This is a genomic window from Shewanella sp. AC34-MNA-CIBAN-0136 (assembly GCF_040309945.1).
Lineage (GTDB): Bacteria > Pseudomonadota > Gammaproteobacteria > Enterobacterales > Shewanellaceae > Shewanella.
Map to the genome: position 1 here is coordinate 1 of NZ_JBEOPJ010000028.1, position 22,219 is coordinate 22,219.

General features: G+C 43.5%; 19 protein-coding genes and 2 tRNA genes. 16 read left to right on the top strand and 5 right to left on the bottom strand.

Going from position 1 to position 22,219, the window contains the following annotated elements; all coding sequences use genetic code 11:
* The 16 genes from AAEY94_RS19640 (at nucleotide 1) to gloA (ending at nucleotide 17,186) form a co-directional block, all read left to right on the top strand.
* A tRNA-Asn gene (locus AAEY94_RS19640) sits at nucleotides 1-76 on the top strand.
* 32 nt (nucleotides 77-108) lie between these two features.
* Nucleotides 109-184 (top strand) — tRNA-Asn (locus AAEY94_RS19645).
* A 378-nt stretch (nucleotides 185-562) separates the two neighbouring features.
* Nucleotides 563-2,461, top strand: coding sequence for an EAL domain-containing protein (locus AAEY94_RS19650; RefSeq protein ID WP_101087039.1), 1,899 nt, complete (start codon nucleotides 563-565; stop codon nucleotides 2,459-2,461).
* Between the two features lie 139 nt (nucleotides 2,462-2,600).
* The gene (rsxA, locus tag AAEY94_RS19655) at nucleotides 2,601-3,179 is read left to right on the top strand and encodes an electron transport complex subunit RsxA (RefSeq protein ID WP_101087227.1); all 579 of its coding nucleotides are present in this window, start codon (nucleotides 2,601-2,603) and stop codon (nucleotides 3,177-3,179) included.
* Nucleotides 3,179-3,760 (top strand): electron transport complex subunit RsxB, encoded by a 582-nt coding sequence (gene rsxB / locus AAEY94_RS19660; RefSeq protein ID WP_101087038.1) that lies wholly within the window; start codon nucleotides 3,179-3,181, stop codon nucleotides 3,758-3,760. Before rsxA ends, rsxB begins: the two co-directional genes overlap by 1 nt.
* A complete protein-coding gene (gene rsxC, locus AAEY94_RS19665) occupies nucleotides 3,754-6,282 on the top strand; it encodes an electron transport complex subunit RsxC (RefSeq protein ID WP_350979737.1) in 2,529 nt (842 codons plus the stop codon). The genes rsxB and rsxC overlap by 7 nt, the downstream gene beginning before the upstream one ends.
* Before the next feature lie 2 nt (nucleotides 6,283-6,284).
* Complete coding sequence (rsxD, locus tag AAEY94_RS19670) at nucleotides 6,285-7,337, top strand: electron transport complex subunit RsxD (RefSeq protein ID WP_162023254.1); 1,053 nt, start codon at nucleotides 6,285-6,287, stop codon at nucleotides 7,335-7,337.
* 2 nt (nucleotides 7,338-7,339) lie between these two features.
* Nucleotides 7,340-7,987 (top strand): electron transport complex subunit RsxG, encoded by a 648-nt coding sequence (gene rsxG, locus AAEY94_RS19675; RefSeq protein WP_243756173.1) that lies wholly within the window; start codon nucleotides 7,340-7,342, stop codon nucleotides 7,985-7,987.
* A complete protein-coding gene (locus AAEY94_RS19680) occupies nucleotides 7,980-8,675 on the top strand; it encodes an electron transport complex subunit E (protein WP_101087034.1) in 696 nt (231 codons plus the stop codon). Before rsxG ends, AAEY94_RS19680 begins: the two co-directional genes overlap by 8 nt.
* Before the next feature lie 59 nt (nucleotides 8,676-8,734).
* Nucleotides 8,735-9,367 (top strand): endonuclease III, encoded by a 633-nt coding sequence (gene nth, locus AAEY94_RS19685; RefSeq protein ID WP_101087033.1) that lies wholly within the window; start codon nucleotides 8,735-8,737, stop codon nucleotides 9,365-9,367.
* A 945-nt stretch (nucleotides 9,368-10,312) separates the two neighbouring features.
* A complete protein-coding gene (locus tag AAEY94_RS19690) occupies nucleotides 10,313-11,287 on the top strand; it encodes a mechanosensitive ion channel family protein (protein ID WP_350979740.1) in 975 nt (324 codons plus the stop codon).
* 896 nt (nucleotides 11,288-12,183) lie between these two features.
* Nucleotides 12,184-13,560, top strand: a complete 1,377-nt coding sequence (locus AAEY94_RS19695) for an NAD-dependent succinate-semialdehyde dehydrogenase (RefSeq protein WP_101087031.1) — start codon at nucleotides 12,184-12,186, stop codon at nucleotides 13,558-13,560.
* Nucleotides 13,561-13,614: 54 nt separating this feature from the next.
* Nucleotides 13,615-14,217, top strand: a complete 603-nt coding sequence (locus AAEY94_RS19700; protein ID WP_335693013.1) for an SDR family oxidoreductase — start codon at nucleotides 13,615-13,617, stop codon at nucleotides 14,215-14,217.
* Nucleotides 14,218-14,297: 80 nt separating this feature from the next.
* Nucleotides 14,298-15,035, top strand: a complete 738-nt coding sequence (locus AAEY94_RS19705) for an SDR family oxidoreductase (RefSeq protein ID WP_101087030.1) — start codon at nucleotides 14,298-14,300, stop codon at nucleotides 15,033-15,035.
* A 379-nt stretch (nucleotides 15,036-15,414) separates the two neighbouring features.
* Entirely contained in the window at nucleotides 15,415-16,191 is a 777-nt protein-coding gene (locus tag AAEY94_RS19710) for a hypothetical protein (protein WP_350979742.1), read from the top strand.
* Between the two features lie 584 nt (nucleotides 16,192-16,775).
* Entirely contained in the window at nucleotides 16,776-17,186 is a 411-nt protein-coding gene (gene gloA, locus AAEY94_RS19715) for a lactoylglutathione lyase (protein WP_162023257.1), read from the top strand.
* Between the two features lie 180 nt (nucleotides 17,187-17,366).
* Here gloA and ruvB read toward each other — a convergent pair whose 3' ends face one another.
* The 5 genes from ruvB to aspS form a co-directional block, all read right to left on the bottom strand.
* Nucleotides 17,367-18,377: a Holliday junction branch migration DNA helicase RuvB gene (gene ruvB, locus AAEY94_RS19720; protein ID WP_101087028.1), complete on the bottom strand. Its 1,011-nt coding sequence runs from the start codon at nucleotides 18,375-18,377 to the stop codon at nucleotides 17,367-17,369.
* Nucleotides 18,378-18,407: 30 nt separating this feature from the next.
* The gene (gene ruvA / locus AAEY94_RS19725) at nucleotides 18,408-19,025 is read right to left on the bottom strand and encodes a Holliday junction branch migration protein RuvA (RefSeq protein WP_101087027.1); all 618 of its coding nucleotides are present in this window, start codon (nucleotides 19,023-19,025) and stop codon (nucleotides 18,408-18,410) included.
* Nucleotides 19,022-19,543, bottom strand: coding sequence for a crossover junction endodeoxyribonuclease RuvC (gene ruvC, locus AAEY94_RS19730; RefSeq protein WP_101087026.1), 522 nt, complete (start codon nucleotides 19,541-19,543; stop codon nucleotides 19,022-19,024). The genes ruvA and ruvC overlap by 4 nt, the downstream gene beginning before the upstream one ends.
* A 7-nt stretch (nucleotides 19,544-19,550) precedes the next feature.
* A complete protein-coding gene (locus AAEY94_RS19735) occupies nucleotides 19,551-20,303 on the bottom strand; it encodes a YebC/PmpR family DNA-binding transcriptional regulator (protein WP_101087025.1) in 753 nt (250 codons plus the stop codon).
* 123 nt (nucleotides 20,304-20,426) lie between these two features.
* Nucleotides 20,427-22,202 carry an aspartate--tRNA ligase gene (aspS, locus tag AAEY94_RS19740; RefSeq protein ID WP_350979746.1) on the bottom strand — a complete coding sequence of 592 codons (1,776 nt, stop codon included), beginning with the start codon at nucleotides 22,200-22,202 and terminating at the stop codon, nucleotides 20,427-20,429.
* Nucleotides 22,203-22,219: the final 17 nt, after the last annotated feature.

Here is a 22,219-nt window from a genome sequence, read left to right on the forward strand (position 1 = left end):
TCCCCAATAGTTCAGTTGGTAGAACGGCGGACTGTTAATCCGTATGTCACTGGTTCGAGTCCAGTTTGGGGAGCCATTTCAAATTAAGTATTTATAGTAATAATTAATTCCCCAGTAGTTCAGTTGGTAGAACGGCGGACTGTTAATCCGTATGTCACTGGTTCGAGTCCAGTCTGGGGAGCCATTATTAAACGCAACATGAAACGCAACAATAGCCACAGAAATCCCGCAACGTTATCATCTGCAAAACACACTCTTGCTCAACCTACCCTATAATTTCAATATTTTAATCAATAGTTTAATTTACCTTAACTATAATCGCTTATTCATCGGTATTAGTTAGTACTAAATCGCTAGTTTTTCTATTATAAATAATACCTTAGATTAGTAATCATTTAATCTCATTTCTGCTATGATGATATTGGTTATTATATAAACTACTTAAAGCATTATTACTTAAAGCATTATATTATTGATTAAATACCACGGTCGAACATCTACAGCACGACATTTGTGCAAGACCGAGCAAATTTAGCCATACACTCATAGGAATTGTTGTTTTATGGGCTTATCGAAATCCTTTCAGCTTGTCCTTTTTATCGTGTTCGGTTTATTAATTTTTCGAATTTACACGGTCGAAAACAACGAAGTACAAGAACAAGGTGAAATAGCACGAGCTAATTACCAGCAATACGTGCAAACCATTGATCAATGGCAGGGTAGCGGAGAAGCGCTATACCAACGTATGTCTACAGCGTTTTCTTTTCAATTTTTCCAATATATCCATAATACTGACAGCAATGAAAATTATACTCATGGCAGTTTACTTCGCCCTTCTGATGATTTTGCCAGCGAGATTTTTAATATTGAATTAGGCCATGTGCATGATTTTCCTGACGGGCGTTTACAAGTTAGATTAGACACCGCGAGTGTGTTGTCCCCTAGTTTTAATGACTTAGAGCAAACTGCGACGTTATTGATTACCGCTTATATTGCTTTGATGTTGTTATTTGCGGTGTTAATGCAATTACATCGTAAAAGAATTAACTATGCCGCCGAATACATTACTCATATTCCAGACTTATCGTTCCTAGCCATTGAGAAATCTCGCTTCCCAGGTGTGCTCCATCCCATCGGCAAAGCATTAGAAACATGTCGTAGCCAATTAAAACTCAGTTTAGATCGCGTACGCAAAGAAAATGAACAATTAACTAAAGCGGCATATCAAGATCCCGTGAGTGGCTTTTCTACTCGACAACGCTTTACACAACATATTGACACTATAAGCAAAACAGATAAACAACAGCATGGTGTCCTCGTTGTTATTAAGGCCGCAGAACTGGCAACGATTAACCAACTACATGGCCGTGCTGCTGGTGATGATTATTTAGCTAAACTGGCTACTTGTATTCGAAAGTCAGTTACAAACCTCGGATTGAGTGAGTGTTTTCGGGTATCTAGCGGTGATTTTGCTGTTTTCATTGAAAGTATTACTCTTAAAGAGGGTGAACGATTTTTAGAGCAACTTAAGCGTCATCTTGATGAATATGCCCAGAGTATCAAGAGTGACTCTATTGCTCATGCGGGTATGGTGCCTTACCAACAAGGAAATGAACCATTGGCCTTGATGGCATTAGCCGATACCGCTGTCAGTGTGGCACAAACGCTCGGACCCAATCGCTACTATCAATTAGAAAAATTATCCGCGAATGAACAATTTGGTAATAACCATTGGAAAGTGACCATTGACGACTTAATTAACCGTCGAAGTATTAAATTTTATCAACAACCTATTCAGCCCTGTAATAATGACACCGAAGTTTACCGTGAACTTTTGGCTCGATTTTATAACTCCGAAGGTAAACCTTTACCCACAACCACTGTGATTGCGATGGCTGAGCGTTATGGTATGAGTGTAGAACTCGATAAAATGATAGTCACTCAAACCATTAAAGTGTTAAGTGAAAACCCCAGTATTTCAGGCCAAATGGGGGTAAACATTAGTGCTTCTTCTGCTCTGCAAGAGAGTTTTACCGTGTGGTTGAAGGATATATTATCTAAACACCGTGGTACTGCGGCTAGATTAGTGTTTGAACTCAATGAGTCTGGAATGCAGGCTAACTTAGAGTCTAGTCATAAATTTGTCACAGAGATCCATAAAGTTGGCGCAAAAGTCGCTGTCGAACGCTTTGGTCTAGGTTTTACCTCATTTAAATTTTTCCGCGAGGTCCGTCCTGACTTTATCAAATTGGACAGCAGTTATAGTGATAATATTGAACAGGATAACAACAATAAATTCTTTATCCGGATGATTGTTGATATCGCCAAACGCATTAGTATTCGAGTCATTGCCACGGGTGTTGAAAAACAAGATGAAAAACTCACCCTTGAAAAACTTTTAGTGGATGGACTACAAGGATATTATATTGCTAAACCTGAAGTATTGTTAACTAAACAGTAAAAACAACGTTAACAAACGGTAAAAATAACGATTTTATGTCAAGGTTAAACATTTTATGTTTAACCTTATTTTTTATCCGTTGTTTATCGGCGCCAAACCTAAGATAATACTAGGATGTATTAGTCAAAAAATTGTAGCAATGACAGAGTATCTTCTCTTGTTGATCGGCACAGTGCTGGTGAATAACTTCGTTCTGGTAAAATTCTTAGGTCTATGCCCTTTTATGGGGGTGTCGAGCAAATTGGCGTCAGCAATTGGCATGTCGATGGCAACCACGTTTGTGTTGACCCTAGCCTCTATTCTGAGTTATCTCACCAATGAATTTTTACTGCAGCCATTTGACCTCAACTACTTACGTACAATGAGCTTTATTTTGGTTATTGCCGTCGTAGTGCAATTTACCGAGATGGTTGTGCAAAAAACCAGTGCATCTTTACATCGTGCTCTGGGCATTTACTTGCCACTTATCACGACTAACTGCGCTGTATTAGGCGTCGCTTTACTTAACGTCAATGAAGACCATAACTTTATTCAATCAGCTATTTATGGTTTTGGTGCTGCAGTTGGCTTCTCATTAGTGTTAATTTTGTTTTCGGCCATGCGCGAGCGATTAGCCGCTGCAGACGTGCCCTTGCCTTTTAAAGGTGGCGCAATTGCCATGATCACCGCCGGTTTAATGTCATTAGCCTTCATGGGGTTTGCGGGGCTAGTTAGCTAATGGTATCTAATATATTAATTGCTGTTGCTGTATTAAGCGTTTTAGCATTAGTGTTTGGCGTCATTTTAGGTTTTGCTTCAAAAAAATTCAAAGTTGAAGGTAATCCTATTATTGATCAAGTTGAAACCCTGCTTCCGCAAACTCAATGCGGTCAGTGTGGTTATCCTGGTTGTCGCCCCTATGCTGAGGCTATCGCTAACGGCGACAAAATCAATAAATGCCCTCCTGGTGGTACTGCTACCATGGAAAAGATTGCCGAGCTTATGGGGGTTGAACCTGAAGCATTAGGCGAAGAAGCACAAGCCAGTATTAAAAAAGTAGCTTATATCCGTGAAGATGAATGTATTGGTTGTACCAAATGTATTCAAGCCTGCCCAGTTGATGCCATTTTAGGTGCTGGTAAATTAATGCATACCGTTATTGCCAAAGATTGTACCGGCTGTGACTTATGTGTTGAGCCTTGCCCTGTCGATTGCATTGATATGATCCCAGTTGAAACCACAATACAAAATTGGGATTGGAAATTACGCGCGATCCCTATCAACGTGATCAATACAGAGCAAGAGGACAAACGGTGCTAACGTTATTAGAGCAATTAGATAAAGGTACTTTGTGGCGCTCTCCTGGCGGGATCCATCCACCTGAACTTAAATCACTTTCCAACCAAAGCACCATATCACCTTTGCCACTGCAATCGCGATTTGTGATACCGGTTCCTCTTGTTGGTCAACAAGCGACCTTGAGTGTCAAGGTCGGAGACCAGGTATTAAAAGGACAACCACTCACTGAAGGTGCTGGTTTTATTTATTTACCCGTCCATGCCCCTACTTCCGGGACCGTTGTCGCGATAGAGCAACACGGTAGCAATCATCCCTCTTCATTGCCTGTGCTGAGTTGCATTATCGAAGCCGATGGACATGATACTTGGTGTGAACTTACCTCAAATCAGATTGAACAACTGTCCAAAGCCGATATTTTAGCCAAAATAAGGCAAGCAGGTATTGCAGGAATGGGCGGCGCAGCGTTTCCCAGTCATGTAAAACTCAACCCCGCGAGTGAAATCGATTTAATCATTATTAATGGGGTGGAGTGCGAACCTTACATTAGTGCTGATGATCGATTAATGCGTGAATACAGTGATGAAATATTAACTGGTATTAGTATCATTCAGCATTTGCTTAACGCACAACGTATTATTATCGCTATTGAAGATAATAAACCTGAAGCGGCTCAAGCAATGGAGTCTGCTATTCGTCGCAGCTCATTACCTAACGATATGATCCGTGTCACCGTTATTCCGACAAAGTACCCGTCAGGCGGCGAAAAACAACTTATTCAAATTATTACCGGCAAAGAAGTGCCCAGTGGAGCCATTCCTGCTCAACTTGGTATTGTTATGCATAACGTCGGTACCGCCTATGCCATTCAAGAAGCGGTATTACAGGGTAAACCACTCATTGAACGCGTAGTGACGTTAACCGGTGAATCCATCGGTAAACCTGGAAACTATTGGCTGAGAATTGGCACTACAGTAGCTGATGCCCTCAGCCAAGTCGGTTTTGAACCGCAGAGTTCACAAAAAGTCATTGTCGGCGGTCCGATGATGGGATACGCGTTGAGTGATCTTGATGTGCCAATATCAAAAGGAACCAACTGTTTATTGGCACCAAGCCAAGCAGAAATAGCTCCTGATCCAGATGAGAAAGCCTGTATTCGTTGTGGTGAGTGTGCAGTCGCCTGCCCCGCGTTATTGTTACCGCAACAGCTATTCTGGCACGCCAAAGCGGAGGAATACGACAAAGCGGCAAGTTTTAACTTAAAAGATTGTATTGAATGCGGTTGTTGCAGCTACGTATGCCCAAGTGACATTCCTTTAGTTGAATATTATCGGGTCGCGAAATCAGCGTTGAAGAATACCGCAGAAGAAAAACTACAAGCTGAAAAAGCAAAAATTCGTTTCGAAACACGCTTACAACGACTTGAAGATGAAAAAAATGCTCGAGAAGAAAAGTCAAAACAAGCAGCTGCCAAACGCCAAGCAAATATGAAGTCGGGTGATAAAGATGCGGTAGCCGCTGCTATGGCACGTATCGCCGCTAAAAAAGCCCTGGCTGCAGAAGGCATAACTGCTGATACTGCTGTAACAACATCTGATAATGATGCACCAAAAGCAGCAATAGACAGTACCAGCGCGAAGAAAACAGCAGTTAATGCCGCTATTGAACGTGCGAAAGCTAAAAAAGCCGCCTTTGCAGCTCAGTCTAAAGTAGATAATCAAAGTGATGTAGCTGCGGTCACAACGGATATAACTAACGAGAACATTGACCCCGTTAATGATAAAAAAGCACAAATTGCTGCTGCAGTTGCTAGAGCTAAAGCCAAGAAAGCAGCATTAGCCAATGTGTCTGCCGTGGCAGATGATGTGAGCGGCGATAAGGCTCGCGATACCGCAAACGAAGTTAATCCAGCAAGCCAAACAGATACAACCATTGCAACAAGCCCTGTCGATGACAAAAAAGCTAAAATTGCTGCGGCCGTAGCCAAAGCGAAAGCCAAGAAAGCAGCATTAACCAATGAATCTGCCGTGGCAGATGATGTGAGCGACGATAAGGCTAATAATTGGGCAAACGAAGTTAATCCAGATACAACCATTGCAGCAAGCCCTGTCGATGACAAAAAAGCTAAAATTGCTGCGGCCGTAGCCAAAGCGAAAGCCAAGAAAGCAGCATTAGCCAATGAATCTGCCGCGGCAGATGACGTGGGCGCCGATCAGCCTCGCGATACCGCAAACGAGGTTAATTCAGCAAGCCAAACAGATACAACCATTGCAACAAACCCTGTCGATGACAAAAAAGCTAAAATTGCTGCCGCGGTTGCCAAAGCAAAAGCCAAGAAAGCGGCATTAGCTGTTGATTCTAGCGCGACAAATGACGTGGGCGACGATCAGCCTCGCGATACGGTAAACGAAGTGAACCCAGCAATCGAAATTGATATAACCATTGCAGCAATCCCTGTCGATGAAAAAAAAGCTAAAATTGCTGCCGCGGTTGCCAAAGCGAAAGCCAAGAAACTCGCTAACAGTGCTAAGCAAGAGGAACTATAACTATGGCATTTAAAATTGCCTCATCTCCACATGTCAGCACAACATTGCACACCAATACGGTAATGAAGCGTGTCGCACTATGCCTTATTCCAGGTATTGCAGTACAAAGCTATTATTTTGGTTACGGCACGTTAGTTCAATTATTACTCGCAATTACGGTGGCTTATTTAGCAGAAGCTGCAGTAATGAAACTGCGTAATAAAAATATTGTCGCTACCTTAACTGATAATAGCGCATTGGTTACCGCAAGCTTACTTGCGGTCGCGATCCCGCCATTAGCACCTTGGTGGTTAATCGTCATCGGAACATTATTTGCTATCGTTATTGTTAAACAACTCTATGGTGGGTTAGGTAATAACGTCTTTAATCCTGCAATGGCCGCTTATGTACTGCTGCTGATATCATTTCCGGTACAAATGACTTCATGGGTTGCCCCTCAAACCTTAACCGTCAATTACGCAGATATGTTGCATACCTTCAACAGTATCTTTGAATTAAACACGGGATATGCTGCAGATTTTTTCCATTTGGCGATTGATGGCACCACCATGGCAACGCCGCTCGACACATTAAAAACAGACCTTTCTATGGGGCTTACCACAACAGAAAGTATGACTAAAACCATCTTCTCTGGCAGTGTCGGCGAAGGTTGGTTTTGGGTCAATATGGCCTATTTTGTTGGTGGCCTAGTGATGCTAAAGCTTAAGGTGATACGCTGGCATATTAGCGGCGCTATTGTGCTGACTTTGTTTGTCTGTGCCAGTATTGGTTTTTTGATCAGCCCAGATACCTTCGTTAGCCCTGTGATGCATTTATTTTCAGGAGGAACCATGCTGGCGGCATTTTTCATTGCCACAGATCCCGTTACCGCAGCAGCAAGTCCTAGAGGTCGACTTATTTTTGGCGCCATGATCGGTTTACTCATATACTTAATACGAACATTTGGTGGTTATCCTGACGCCGTCGCTTTCGCCGTTTTATTAGCCAATATGTGCGCGCCATTTATCGATTATTATGTTCGTCCACGCAGTTATGGTCATCGAGTAGGAAATTAATAATGTCTATTTTAACAACTAACCCGATGATTAAAAATGGCCTATTACTTGGCCTATTTGCCTTATGTTGCACTGGCCTAGTTGCGTTAGTGAACGCGTTAACCAGTGACACCATATTATTGCAACAACAAAAACAATTAACCTTAACGCTTAACCAAATTGTGCCGACTGAGTTATACGATAATGTACTCAGTGAACAATGCATTTTGGTTAACTCCCCGGAACTGTTAGGCACTAAAGCTGACTTACCAGCATACCTTGCTTATAAAAATGAACTCCCCGTAGCCATCGCGATTGAAGCTATTGCACCAGATGGTTATAACGGAGAAATAAAACTCATTATTGGTGTAGATAACCAAGGTAAAATATTAGGTGTTCGTACCCTTTCCCATCAAGAAACCCCGGGGCTTGGTGATAAAATTGAACTGCGAAAATCGGATTGGGTCACTCATTTCAGTGGTAAGTTATTTAAAGACAACAGCAATATGTGGAAAGTAAAGAAAGATGGTGGTCAATTTGACCAATTTACGGGTGCCACTATTACTCCACGCGCTTACGTTAAAGCGATTGCCAATGCACTGACATTTGTTGAACAACATCGCCAAGCACTTTATCAAAGTCATTATGTCTGTGAGGCCAACCATGAGTAAATATAGTGAGATTGCAGCTCAAGGACTATGGAAAAATAACCCGGGATTAGTACAATTATTAGGGTTATGTCCGCTACTAGCCGTTACCGCAACAATCACCAATGCATTGGGTTTGGGCGTCGCGACGTTGTTGGTATTAGTTGGATCCAATATTTTAGTCTCCTTGGTACGTGATTTTGTGCCTAAAGAAATTCGTATCCCCGTGTTTGTCATGATCATTGCCGCGCTTGTTACTTGCGTGCAATTACTGATCAATGCTTATGCCTATAATTTATATTTGTCATTGGGTATTTTCTTACCGCTGATTGTAACCAACTGCGTCATTATCGGCCGCGCAGAAGCATTTGCCTCGCGTAACTCATTAGCGCATTCGGCATTCGATGGATTAATGATGGGCTTAGGCTTTACCGCTGTACTGGTTGTTTTAGGTGCTAGCCGCGAATTGCTCGGCCAAGGAACGTTATTTGGCGGTGCAGATTTACTATTAGGTGATTGGGCAAGTGTGTTAACCATTCATGTATGGCATGTGGACACGCCATTTTTATTGGCTATGTTGCCGCCGGGTGCTTTTATTGGCATGGGATTATTAATAGCCCTTAAAAATGTCATCGATAGCCGAGTTAACGCCCTGCAACCTAAGGTAGAAAGTGTTAGCGTAACGCGTGCGCGGATCACTAAAGTCAACTAACAAGACTTTGCAGTTAAACTACTGAGACCGTTAACTTAACGATAAAATGACCGATTATTATGAATAAAGATAAGCGACAACAAATACTCAACAGATTAAGAGACAATAATCCTAAGCCTGAAACTGAACTGAACTTTTCTAGTCCATTTGAGTTATTAGTTGCTGTCACGCTATCAGCACAAGCAACCGATGTCAGTGTCAACAAGGCAACTGATAAGTTGTTTCCTGTTGCCAATACGCCTCAAGCAATCTATGACTTAGGCGTTGACGGGCTTAAGCAATACATCAAAACCATTGGCTTATACAATAACAAAGCCGTTAATGTGATTAACGCCTGTAAAATGCTGGTGGATTTACATGGTGGCGAAGTACCCGAGAATCGAGAAGCATTAGAAGCTTTACCTGGCGTGGGACGAAAAACGGCCAATGTAGTACTCAATACCGCCTTTGGCTGGCCCACTATTGCCGTTGATACGCATATTTTTCGGCTAGCAAATCGAACGAAGTTTGCTCCTGGCAAAAATGTCGACCAAGTTGAACTGAATATGCTTAAAGTGGTGCCGAGCGAGTTTAAAGTGGATGTACATCATTGGTTTATTCTTCACGGACGTTACACTTGCTTAGCCAGAAAACCCCGTTGCGGTTCTTGTATTATCGAAGACCTGTGTGAGTTTAAAGATAAAACTGAATAGTCTATCACCTTGTTGACGTCGATATGTGTCATGTCTGTTCTCTCTTTTGTCCTGTTGCGGGATAAAGAGGGAAAAGTTCCAAACCTATTGGTATGGTGTATTGTTTACCATTTCACTGACAATTCGCCGCCCTGAGCGTAAGAGTCCAACACCAAATAGGCATATATCTATACTTATCTTACAGTCATTTTCGTTCAGTGACGCCTCTGCAATTTCGAAAATTTTACGTTTGAACGAAGCTCGTCGTTTAATGTTAACCGACAACTTAGATGTGACAACGACATTCAAAGTTGGCTACGAGAGCCCCTCTCAATTCAGTTGGGAATACTGCCGTTTTTGGGTGCATATCCATTAAAAGATACAAAAGCATTGCGCGAAACTGGACTGCCTCAAGAAGCAAAGACATAAAGAAAAAGAACCAAAAATGCTAGGTTTAACTCAACTTAACTTAACTTAACTATTTGTGCTTATGGCACTCACCTACTCTTTCGCAATGATAGAATTGGTTTTATCAACAGCGATACTCCGATATTTGGCTAGCCCACTATTGCCATTGATACACCTATTTTTAGCTAAAAAAATCGTCCCAAATTCTCCCGAGGCAATTGAGGAAGATCAACGTTCCCACCGTTACGCCAGTCACCACGCAAAGTCAACTTGTGACATCTTTAACGTTGAGCGAATAACATCGGGTGATGACGGTGCAGAAAGCTCTGTTGTCCGCAGTATATGCTGAGCTTTTTTAAGTAGTAGACAACAGTGCGCTGACTTTCACTCCCTCAAGGATAGTAAAGAGATGTTAGTATGGAGAATATGAGGCTACATGGATTTTCATTTTGTGAAAAATGACGTTTTATTTTACCTATCCTCGACACTAGAGAAGCTCAATACACGGGCTGAATCTGCATTGAAGAACGATGATAAATAATAGTGGGAATAATATTAATGGACCTCTCTGTATTAGACAAATTCTGGCAGCTAATTGACGAAAAATTACAAGGCTGGCTAGAAGCTGGCATTAAACACTTGCCGAATTTTATAGTCGCCTTTCTATTAGCCATGTTTTTTGGCTTACTGGCTAAATATGTTGGTAGAGTCGTTCGAAAAGTGCTTCATAAAACCTTAGAATCTGAACAAATTGCCGATCTACTTTCATCAATTATCAAGATGCTGGTGCTGTTGACAGGGCTATTTATCGCCCTAGAGTTTTTAGGATTAACCGGTACTGTAACGTCACTCTTAGCTGGCGCAGGTATTATTGGCCTAGCACTTGGTTTTGCTTTTCAAGACATGGCAGAGAATCTTATTGCTGGTATTGCGATGGGTATTCGTAAGCCATTTCAAATTGGCGATGTGGTTGAGGCAGGAGATGTGTTTGGCACCGTAAAAACCATTAATTTGCGTAACACATTAGTCGAAACGTTTTTTGGCCAAATAGAAGTTATTCCAAATAAAATCTTGTTTCGAAACGTACTCACAAATTATACGGTTACAGGGGTCAGGCGCATCGTAGTACCCGTGGGTATTTCTTACGCAGACGACCCAGAGAAGGCAGCTGGAGTTATTGAAGAAGCGATAAACGCTTGTGATTTTGTTATCAAAAAAGAACAAACTGCCGTGTTTGCTGAGGGGTTTGCAGACAGCTGTATAAACTTAGTAGTCTGGTTCTGGATCGATTACCCAGGTGACACTGGCTTTATGAAAGCTCGACATACGGCGGTTGTAGAAATTAAAAAAGCGCTAGAAAAAGCGGATATCTTAATTCCATTTCCTATCAGAACATTGGATTTTGGCGCCAAAGGCGGTGAGAAGCTCAATACCATGTTGCCGGAAAAAAAGTCAGAAGAAAAGTCAGAAGAAAAGTCAGAAGAAGAATCAGCAGACTCACAGAAGCCATCATCGTCTGAAAATGAAAAGTAACCTCTGGGATCAGAGAAACTTTCATGAACTAAACGTCAGCTTTGTCGCATTGGTCTAATTTAATTAGACTATCAAAACATTTTTGAAGGTTGGCTGATCGGACATGGAATTCTGGAAAAAAGAGCCAACCATCGGCATTCTGCTACTAGTACGCGTATTGTTCCAGGCAGCTTGTAGGTCGGTAACACTTAGCTAGCCGACGTTCAAATTCTCTCTGATATATAACACCGCTTGAATACGCTTATTCTGACTCATCGAATGCGCACAGATGGCATCACTGATCTCACATACAGCATTACTGATCCGACATATAGCATTACTGATCCGACATATAGCATAATAATTGACTAAATACTTTCGTGAGTCCAGTGGTTCACTTAATCATGTCCTGCCATACAGGAATAACAAATCAAGCGTTCAAAGATAAACTATTTTGCTGCCATTACAGCAAGTGGGTCAATACGAGCCATCTAACAACAAGATATCGCCTAGGGGATTAGCACCAACAAATTTGTTCACTGGTCCCGCATTCTTACAAGCATTCTTACAAAAAGGGGGGAAGTCGACATGCCTACCTAGCACTTTTTTGTCGATTTATCGAATAAAATTGATACCTAGCACTAACAATTCCTAACTTCCTCATCCATTGACTTGTTCCAACTGTGGGTTCAATGACCCTCAACCCAACAACATCAGACCATGATGAATAGATCAAGCATGTGGTTTATTCTTTTTATACTTTTTCTTTGGGCCATTTATCCACTACCAGCAGGAGCTCGGCGATGTTTGCAACGCGGTAGTGTTGGCAAGCGAACAGACAGATCCCGCCAATACACTGATAATCCACCTTAGCTAGCGTCAACGGCGTTAGCCTATCAGATTAGGAAGGAGCAACCATGTCGACAATCACCACCATTAATCCCGCGACCGAAAAAGAAATCCATACCTACGACATCATGACCGAAAAGCAGGCGACGGATCGGCTTGAGTCCTGCCATGGGGCATTTCTGCAATGGCGCGAACTGACCCATCAGGAACGGGCCCCCTACCTCAAGATGATCGCTCAAAAGTTGCTCGACAATGCCGATGAATTGGCCGCTTTGATGACCAACGAAACCGGCAAGCTCCTTAAGGATGGACACGTTGAGGTCGAACTCTGTGCAGCTATCTTTAATTACACCGCTGAAAATGGACCCGACGTGCTGGCCGATGAAGATCGCGAGCAAGCACTCAACGGTAAACGCGGCGTCATCAGTTATCAGCCCATCGGCGTTATCTATTCAATTCAGCCTTGGAACTTTCCCCTTTACCAGCCGGTTCGTGTACTGGCATCCAATCTGATGGCTGGTAATGGCTGTATTCTGAAGCACGCTAGCATCTGCACCGGATCCGGTCTACGTTTGCGTGAATTATGCATTGAGGCCGGCTTGCCCGAGGACCTGTTCCAGGTTTTGGTGATTGACCACGACACCAGCGACAAGCTGATAGCCCACCCTAAGGTCCGTGGTGTCACAATGACCGGCAGCGATGGCGCTGGGCGACACATCGGTGCTGTGGCCGCCAAAGAATTAAAGAAGACGGTACTCGAACTGGGCTCGAATGACGCTTACCTGGTGCTTGAGGATGCCGATATCGAAACCGCCGTAAAATTTTCGGTAATGGGTCGACTTTACAACAACGGAGAGACCTGCGTTTCTGCCAAGCGGTTCATCGTGACCGATAAGGTCTATGACGACTTTGTCGAGGCTTTCGTCGCCCAAATGCAAAAGATCAACATGGGTGACCCCACCGATAAGAATACCCAGCTTGGCCCGCTTTCCAGCCAGGAGCAGTTTGACACCGTCAAGGAGCAGGTGGATGCCAGCGTCGCCAAGGGTGCAAAAATCCTCTGCGGTGGTGAAGTACCAAACCGCACGGGTGCCTATTATCCAGCCACTGTGCTAGCAGACCTCACGCCAGGAATGCCGGCCTACGACGATGAAATCTTCGGACCTGTCGCGTCGATTATCCGCGCCAGTGATGATGAGGACGCCATGCGGCTGGCTAATGACAGCCGCTATGGACTCGGCGGTGGGATCTTTTCAAAGGACGAGGAGCGTGCCCTCAAACTGGCGCGCGATGACTTCGACACAGGCATGATCCGTATTAATTCGTTTGGGGCTGCTGATCCGAATATGCCATTTGGCGGGGTCAAGAATTCTGGGTACGGACGTGAACACGGTGGCTTTGGTATGAAGGAATTCGTCAACGTAAAGTCGATTTTTCTGCCCTGACCTCGCTTTACACCCAAAATTTCGCCCATTTCATCCAACATTAAGGATTTCTCTATGAGCATGAACATTCTTGTCGCCGGTGCCACCGGCAAAACGGGCCAGCTTCTGGCCCAGTACCTGATAGAACAGGGCCATAAGCCGATAGCGCTGGTTCGCGAAAGTTCGGATACCAGTTCACTGCCCCAAGGCGTAGACCTGCGCCATGGTGACCTGACCGACCTGGAAACCGGCCTGTGCGACTGCATGGACGCGGTGATCTTTGCCGCTGGCTCGGGAGGAAGCACGGGCCCTGAAATGACCAAAAAAGTGGATCGGGACGGCGCTAAGCGACTGATTGATCTGGCGAAGGAATCTGGCGTGAAGCGTTTCGTGATGCTCAGCTCGATCGGCGCAGATCAATCCAATCCCACCGGCGACATGGCCCCTTACCTGAATGCCAAACACGAAGCAGACGAATACCTCAAGGCTTCCGGAGTAACCTACTCGATCCTGCGCCCTGTGGCATTGACCAACAAGAGCCGCGGCACGGATGTGATCCTAGGTGAGGACGTCGACAAATCGGCCAAAGCATCTCGAGCGGATGTGGCCCATGTACTGGTGGAGGCCGCTACTACAGGCCGTTACGACGGTATGGTGCAGAATATGCAATCAGCCTGACCGTCGCGTCACTGGCGTAACACCAGGCTTGGACCGTTAACTTGTAAAATTCAATCATTCATTTCAACAGGAGAAAATCCATGTCAGAGATCAATAGCAAAGTCGTTATCATTACCGGTGCCAGCAGTGGTCTGGGTAGAGCCACAGCACTACGCCTGGCAAAAGGTGGCGCCAAACTGGTGCTTGCTGCCCGCCGCGAGGAACGCCTTGTGGAGCTGCGTGACACGATTAAGGATCAGGGTGGTGAAGCTATTTATCAGGTTACCGACGTCACTGACCGCGCTCAGGTCGAGTCGCTGGCCAAGGCCGCGAAGGAAGCTTACGGCCGCATCGACGTGCTGGTCAACAACGCTGGTCTGATGCCGCTATCGCCCCTCGATGAACTCAAGGTCGACGAGTGGGAGAAGATGATTGACGTCAATATCAAAGGCGTGCTCTACGGCATTGCCGCGGTGCTGCCGACCATGCGCGAGCAGCATGTCGGCCACATTATTAATCTCTCGTCGATAGCCGGACATAAGGTCTTTCCCGCGTCCGCCGTTTATTCCGCTACCAAGTTTGCCGTGAAGGCGATATCAGAAGGCATGCGTCAGGAAGGCAATGGGGAAATCCGCTCCACCAATATTTCGCCTGGGGCCGTGGCGACCGAGCTGACCAGTAAAATCAGCGACCCCGATACTGCCAAGGGTGTTGATGAAATGTACGAGATGGCCATTGACCCTGATGCGATTGCGCGAGCAATTGCTTATGCCATTGAGCAGCCGACAGATGTTGATGTCAACGAAATTATCATCCGCCCCACTAGGCAGCCGCTCTAACCAGACAGCCGCTCTATTGGACAGGAGCAATATGCAAACTGGCATGGTCAACGTTCAGCATCACAGCAGCTTAGTGTCTACTGTTTAACCACTTAAATTGTAAGCCAACACTGGAGAGCCATTTTTAGCATGCGGGTTCGAACGGATTGTCGGACCAGAGAACAAATGGTACAGCGGAAGGATCCGTTGCCTGAGTGCTTATGTTGTCATTTCTCAGTAAATCCATTTGCTCTACGGTCTCTGTGTCGGAATTTTAGATACGAGATAAGAGCCTAGCATCTAGGGCATAAGCCGTCAGAGTGAAGTAAATAAAAATTTACTTCACTCTCTTTATACTTGGCGAATTATCCTGAGGTGAAACAAACGATGAGTATCAACTATGACTGACAAAATATTAAAAATTTCAGATAAGTTTTGGAATATTCGTGGTGAGTTTAACGTTTTCGATTTATTAAATATTGGCACCCACGCCTCTTTAGTAAAGCGCGGTAATGGCATGTTTGTATTGCTTGACGCTTATGAGATGCAAGACGACGTTAAACAGCAAATCGATTCGCTGACCAACAATGGAGTCAACATTGAAGCGATTATTAATTTGCATCCATTCCACACCGTACATATTGAAAAAATACATGGGGATTATCCAAACGCAAAACTCTATGGCACACAGCGCCATATCGATAAATTGCCCAATCTAACATGGCAAACAGAGTTAACTAATTCAAACGAGTTTGCCGCTTTGTTTTCAGACGATTTTGAATTTTCAGTGCCCCGAGGGGTCGATTTTATTTCCAAAAACGAGCGCCTACATTTTTCATCGGTGCTTGCTTACCACAAAGAATCAAAAACCATTCACGTTGACGACACATTAATGTACCTTCAATTACCCGGTATACTTCGTTTTTTAAAAAGTCCAGAATTGTCTTTTCATATGACACTGTCGAAAACATTGGAACGACGCAAAGGAGCTGCTGATGATTTTCGGCTTTGGGCCACGGATATAGCGAAGCAATGGAGCGGTGCTGAAGTGTTGTGTGCGGCTCATTCGTCAACATTATTTATTAAAAACCAATCTCCATCAATTGCGGCGATGATCATGACAGCATTGGAACGGGTAGAATTAACCTTAAAACATCATGAAAACAAGTTTGGTTAACACCATTCTCTTCGTTATATTCCAGTTCAAACTGAATTAGGCATACAGAAATTGGCGAGATCACAACCGATGAAATGTCACTTTTGGATCTGAAACAGTCGAATACACCAAGACCAGCGAACGGTGCTTATCGAGAAAACCACGATGCGACTGCTGTATAATTGAAGACTTGTGATTTTAAAGACAAGATATACCCAGAAAATTAACCCCCAAAGCACCGAAGGCACTTTAGGGGTTTTATATTAATGTATTGTATATTAACTCATCAATTAATATGCAATACATCTTTAGTGATGGCTCAAATGGGACTATCTATTTTTTGCTGACGCTTAAAACAACGACACAAAAAATGCACTAAAACAAATCGCAATAATAACTGTAGTGCCTAATGCCATTTTCAATTCTGTATTCATTGTCTTGCCTCCAAATGTGTATATGGCAACAATAACGCTTTTTAGCGTTTAACCCAAAAAATATCCTCACAAATGTGAGCTAAAGCAAAATTTTGTTGGTATCAACCGCTAATATTTTCATTGTCATCTGAACTTGTTAAACTTAGATAAATTTTTATAAGAGAGCATATCATGTCGCAATTACTTCATACGATGATCCGTGTAGGCAACCTAGATCGCAGCATTCAATTTTATACCCAAGTGATGGGAATGAAACTACTGCGTCAATCTGAAAACTCAGAATATAAATACACCCTAGCCTTTGTTGGTTTTGGTGAAGAAACCACAGGCCAAGCCGTTATCGAATTAACCTATAACTGGGGTACCGATACATACGATTTAGGCAATGGTTTTGGACATTTGGCCATAGGCGAAGACGATATTTATGCGCGCTGCGAAGCAATTGCTGCTGCTGGCGGTAAAATCACTCGAGCACCTGGCCCTGTTGCTGGCGGCAAAACTGAAATTGCGTTTGTCGAAGATCCAGACGGATACAAAATCGAATTAATTCAAAAAAAATCAGCAACTGAAGCACTTGGCTAATATTGCCTAAGTAGCAAAAATAGGTGCGCTTGAAAGTACACTTTAAATTCGTTAGATATGATAAAACCAGCGAAAGCTGGTTTTATCATTTTGATGACAGAGATTTCGTACAAAATTTTACTGCGCTAGGCTATATATCTACAAGTCATTAGTGTGGGACTAAAATAGCTAATAAACAGATTACGCTTTTTCAGGTCTAACCAAACTAAAATGATCATAGGCTCTTTGAGAAGCGATACGTCCTCTAGGTGTGCGCTGAATAAAGCCTTGTTGAATTAAAAAAGGCTCCAATACATCTTCAATCGTTTCTCTATCTTCACCTATCGCGGCGGCAAGGTTATCTAATCCTACTGGACCACCCATAAATTTATCAATAATTGCCAGCAAGAGTTTACGGTCTAAATAATCGAAACCTTGCTCATCAACATCAAGTAAATCAAGCGCATATTCGGCAACTTTTTGGGTGACTTTACCATCATGTTTGACTTCCGCATAGTCGCGAACGCGGCGTAATAGACGATTAGCAATTCGCGGGGTGCCTCGTGAACGTTTGGCTATTTCAATCGCACCTTGCTGATCAATCTCAAGCTCCATCACATTCGCTGAGCGTGTTACGATAGTGGTAAGATCTTTGACATTGTAAAACTCTAAACGCAGTGGAATACCAAAACGCGCCCGCAGTGGTGATGTTAGTGCTCCAGCACGAGTGGTCGCCCCTATAAGCGTGAATGGCGGTAAATCTAACTTAATTGAACGTGCTGCAGGGCCGTCACCAATCATAATATCCAGTTGGTAATCTTCCATCGCCGGATAAAGGATCTCTTCCACTACAGGGCTTAAACGATGAATTTCATCGATAAACAGCACATCACCTTCTTCAAGATTGGTTAACAATGCCGCTAAATCACCGGCTTTTTCAAGCACAGGGCCAGAAGTGGATTTGATGTTCACGCCCATTTCATTAGCCACAATCATCGCTAACGTTGTTTTACCTAATCCGGGAGGACCGAAAATCAGCATGTGATCGAGGGCTTCACGGCGATTTATCGCTGCTTGAATAAAAACCTTAAGCTGCGCTCGAGTATCATCTTGACCGGTATACTCATCCAACATTTTAGGGCGCATAGCACGATCAATCAGTTCATCTTGACCTTGTACCTGCGGTTGGATTAGGCGATCAGCTTCAATCATTTTTACGTACCCTGTTTATGCATATCATATTTATAGCATTGATTTTAATGCAGCTTTAATTAGCGTTTCTGAGCTCATGCCTTCTTTAAAAGCCGCAGAAACCGATTTGCTGGCCTGAGCAGGCTTATAACCTAACGACAATAAAGCTGAAATTGCATCTTCTTCTGCACTATCAACTGGGGCAGCTGGAGTATAATTACTTTGCAGCATAAACTCGCGCTCCGAGCCTGCAGAAGCTTCAAGTAAACTTTTAAGCTTGTCACGCATTTCAATCACTAAACGCTCTGCGGTTTTCTTACCGACACCTGGCAGTTTAACTAAGGTGGCAATGTCATCTCGTTCAACACATGACACGAACTCAGATGCAGTCATACCCGACAAAATCGTTAATGCCAGTTTAGGGCCAACGCCATTGGTTTTAATCAATAATCGGAATAATGCACGCTCTTGTTTTGTGATAAAACCATAAAGTAACTGCGCATCTTCACGCACCACAAAATGAGTAAATAACATCGCAGCTTGATTTAACCCTGGTAATTCATAAAAGCTGGTCATCGGCACTTGTAATTCGTAACCAACGCCATTGACATCAAGCACCACTTCAGGCGCTTGTTTTTCAACTAAAATACCGCTTAAACGACCTATCATTTGTATCTTCCATATGTTCTGCTGCTAGCTTTACCACCCATAGCGATAAGGCTTTGATAAGTATGAAAATGGCATATTGCTACTCCTAATGCATCAGCCGCGTCAGCTTGTGGTGAAGCAGGTAGTTTGAGTAGTTGCTTAATCATATGTTGAACTTGCGTTTTTTGAGCTCGGCCTGTCCCCACTACAGCACTTTTTATTTGGGTTGCGCTATATTCCGCAACGGGCAGTCCAGCACACGTAGCGGCAACAATTGCCGCGCCTCTGGCTTGGCCAAGCTTTAAGGCTGAATCAGCATTTTTGGCCATAAATACCCGTTCAATAGCAAATTCATCCGGCTGATATTGGGTAATGATTTCGCATAAGCCTGCATAAATTTGTTGTAATCGTTGTGGTAATTCATCGGCAGAGGTTCGAATACAGCCGCTACCAAGGTAAATCTGTTGACGGCCTTGGCATTGGATCACCCCGTAGCCTGTAATGCGGGAGCCGGGATCGACTCCTAAAATAATGGCCATTGATGCCTCATGCGTTGTCTAACGCTTGCATAACGTCATCTGATATCTCAGCATTATGATATACCTCTTGTACATCATCATGGTCTTCTAAGGTATCGATTAAACGTAAAAATTTTTCGGCGGTATCTGCATCAAGTTCAGCTTTTAAGGATGCAACCATAGTCACTTCAGCATGAACAGAACCAAAACTAGCACTATCAAGTGCATCTTTGACTTTGCCAAAGGTCTCTGGAGTGGTGAATACATCGATTGAACCATCATCATGAGTGATAACATCTTCGGCGCCTGCGTCTAATGCACTGTCGATTAGGCTATCTTCATCAATATCGGTGTCGTAGGAAATAATGCCAGATTTAGTAAATAAATAGGCCACTGAACCATCGGTACCCAAGTTACCACCCGACTTATTAAACGCATTACGCACCCCAGAAACGGTGCGATTACGATTGTCTGTCATCGTTTCAACCATGACCGCAGTACCACCTGGACCATAGCCTTCATAAATAATGGTTTCTAGTTGCTGACCATCTATCTCACCGGCACCGCGTTTTATGGCGCGTTCAACGGTATCACGGGTCATATTATTGGATAAGGCTTTATCAACTGCAGCGCGTAATCTGGGGTTAGCATCAACATCTGAACCGCCTTCGCGAGCTGCTACAGTAAGCTCTCGAATAAATTTGGTAAATAACTTACCGCGTTTAGCATCTTGTGCGGCTTTACGATGTTTTATATTGGCCCATTTACTGTGTCCTGCCATCTTAAGCTCCTTTATCCAATTGGATAATTCAAGTAAAAAACCATACTTGTCAAAAACATACCGAGGCAGCAGCCTCGGTATGTGGTGCCCTATTTAAGAGCGTATTACGCTGAACAATAATGTTTACTCTTCAGTTTTAACCTTTTCAATCACCGCAATACCCAATTCCGTTAACTGCACTGGGTTAGCAAAACCAGGAGCGTTAGTTAATGGACATGCCGCGGTAGTCGTTTTAGGGAATGCCATTACGTCACGAATCGAGCTTGCGCCGGTCATCAACATGACAATACGATCCAAACCAAACGCTAAACCCGCGTGTGGAGGTGTACCGTAACGTAACGCCTCAAGTAAGAAGCCAAACTTTTCTTGTGCTTCTTCAGCTTCAATACCTAAAATACTGAATACTGTACTTTGCATTTCGGCGTTATGAATACGCACTGAGCCGCCACCTAATTCACAACCATTCAATACCATATCGTAGGCATCTGAAATAGCTGCTGCTGGATCTGCTGCTAATTCTGCAGGGCTAATACCGCGAGGCGCAGTAAATGGATGATGAACCGCGTGGAATCCACCGTTAATTTTCTCAAACATTGGGAAGTCGACAACCCACATTGGGCGCCACTGTCCTTCAAGTAACTTGAAATCTTCGCCAGCTTTTAAGCGCAAGGCGCCCAATGCTTCAGCAACCACATTGGCTTTGTCTGCACCAAATAGGATGATATCGCCGGTTTGTGCACCTGTACGGCTGATGATGTCGTTAACAATAGATTCAGTTAAAAACTTAAGTACAGGCGACTGAATACCATCCATGCCTGCAGCTAAGTCATTAATTTTCATCCACGCTAAACCTTTAGCACCATAAATGCCGGCAAATTTAGTGTAATCGTCAATTTGTTTACGAGATAATGACGCACCTGTTGGAATACGTAGTGCCGCAACGCGACCTTCGACATCATTTGCAGGGCCATTAAATACCGCAAACTCAACATCTTTAACCAAATCAGCAATATCAACTAATTCAAGTGGATTACGTAAATCAGGCTTATCAGAACCATAACGCTTCATTGCTTCGGCGTAGGTCATGCGAGGAAAATCACCTAAATCCACATTCAATAAATCTTGAAACAAACCGCGCATCATTTGCTCAGTTTTTTCCATGACTTGTTCGGCAGACATGAATGAGGTTTCAATATCAATTTGAGTAAATTCAGGTTGGCGATCTGCACGTAAATCTTCATCGCGAAAACACTTAACAATTTGATAGTAGCGGTCAAAACCAGACATCATTAGCAACTGTTTGAACAGCTGTGGTGATTGAGGCAAAGCAAAAAATTGACCTTTATAAGTGCGACTTGGGACTAAATAGTCACGCGCACCTTCTGGAGTGGCTTTGGTCAAAATAGGCGTTTCGATATCTAAAAAGCCATTGGTGTCTAAGAAGCGACGAACAGAACTGGTGACCTTAGCGCGGAAGATAAGACGCTCGGCCATTTCTGGGCGACGTAAATCTAAATAACGGTATTTTAAGCGTTGTTCTTCACTGTTATTTTGATAATTATCCATGCTTAAAGGTAAAGGCGCTGAAGCATTAATCACTGTCAGTTGCGTACCTAAAATTTCAATCGCACCGGTTTTCATTTGTGAATTGACTTGGCTATCAGGACGAGCGCGCACAACACCTTCAATTTGAACACAAAACTCACTGCGCAATGTGCTGGCTATATCAAAAACGTCTTTTAGATCTGGGTCAAAAACAACTTGAACTAGCCCTTCTCTATCGCGTAAGTCTAAAAACACAACTCCGCCTAAATCGCGACTACGGTTAACCCAACCAACTAAAGTAACTTCTTGACCTAGATGAGACGTATTAATGTCTCCACAATAATGACTGCGCATTGAACTCTATCCTTTAT

Coding starts and splice junctions, on each gene's coding strand:
- ruvC (WP_101087026.1), bottom strand. CDS start 19,543: ATGGCCATTATTTTAGGAGTCGATCCCGGCTCCCGCATTACAGGCTAC.
- ruvB (WP_101087028.1), bottom strand. CDS start 18,377: ATGATTGAAGCTGATCGCCTAATCCAACCGCAGGTACAAGGTCAAGAT.
- nth (WP_101087033.1), top strand. CDS start 8,735: ATGAATAAAGATAAGCGACAACAAATACTCAACAGATTAAGAGACAAT.
- rsxA (WP_101087227.1), top strand. CDS start 2,601: ATGACAGAGTATCTTCTCTTGTTGATCGGCACAGTGCTGGTGAATAAC.
- AAEY94_RS19690 (WP_350979740.1), top strand. CDS start 10,313: ATGGACCTCTCTGTATTAGACAAATTCTGGCAGCTAATTGACGAAAAA.
- aspS (WP_350979746.1), bottom strand. CDS start 22,202: ATGCGCAGTCATTATTGTGGAGACATTAATACGTCTCATCTAGGTCAA.
- AAEY94_RS19735 (WP_101087025.1), bottom strand. CDS start 20,303: ATGGCAGGACACAGTAAATGGGCCAATATAAAACATCGTAAAGCCGCA.
- AAEY94_RS19705 (WP_101087030.1), top strand. CDS start 14,298: ATGTCAGAGATCAATAGCAAAGTCGTTATCATTACCGGTGCCAGCAGT.
- gloA (WP_162023257.1), top strand. CDS start 16,776: ATGTCGCAATTACTTCATACGATGATCCGTGTAGGCAACCTAGATCGC.
- AAEY94_RS19680 (WP_101087034.1), top strand. CDS start 7,980: ATGAGTAAATATAGTGAGATTGCAGCTCAAGGACTATGGAAAAATAAC.
- ruvA (WP_101087027.1), bottom strand. CDS start 19,025: ATGATAGGTCGTTTAAGCGGTATTTTAGTTGAAAAACAAGCGCCTGAA.
- AAEY94_RS19695 (WP_101087031.1), top strand. CDS start 12,184: ATGTCGACAATCACCACCATTAATCCCGCGACCGAAAAAGAAATCCAT.
- AAEY94_RS19650 (WP_101087039.1), top strand. CDS start 563: ATGGGCTTATCGAAATCCTTTCAGCTTGTCCTTTTTATCGTGTTCGGT.
- AAEY94_RS19710 (WP_350979742.1), top strand. CDS start 15,415: ATGACTGACAAAATATTAAAAATTTCAGATAAGTTTTGGAATATTCGT.
- rsxG (WP_243756173.1), top strand. CDS start 7,340: ATGTCTATTTTAACAACTAACCCGATGATTAAAAATGGCCTATTACTT.
- rsxD (WP_162023254.1), top strand. CDS start 6,285: ATGGCATTTAAAATTGCCTCATCTCCACATGTCAGCACAACATTGCAC.
- AAEY94_RS19700 (WP_335693013.1), top strand. CDS start 13,615: ATGAGCATGAACATTCTTGTCGCCGGTGCCACCGGCAAAACGGGCCAG.
- rsxB (WP_101087038.1), top strand. CDS start 3,179: ATGGTATCTAATATATTAATTGCTGTTGCTGTATTAAGCGTTTTAGCA.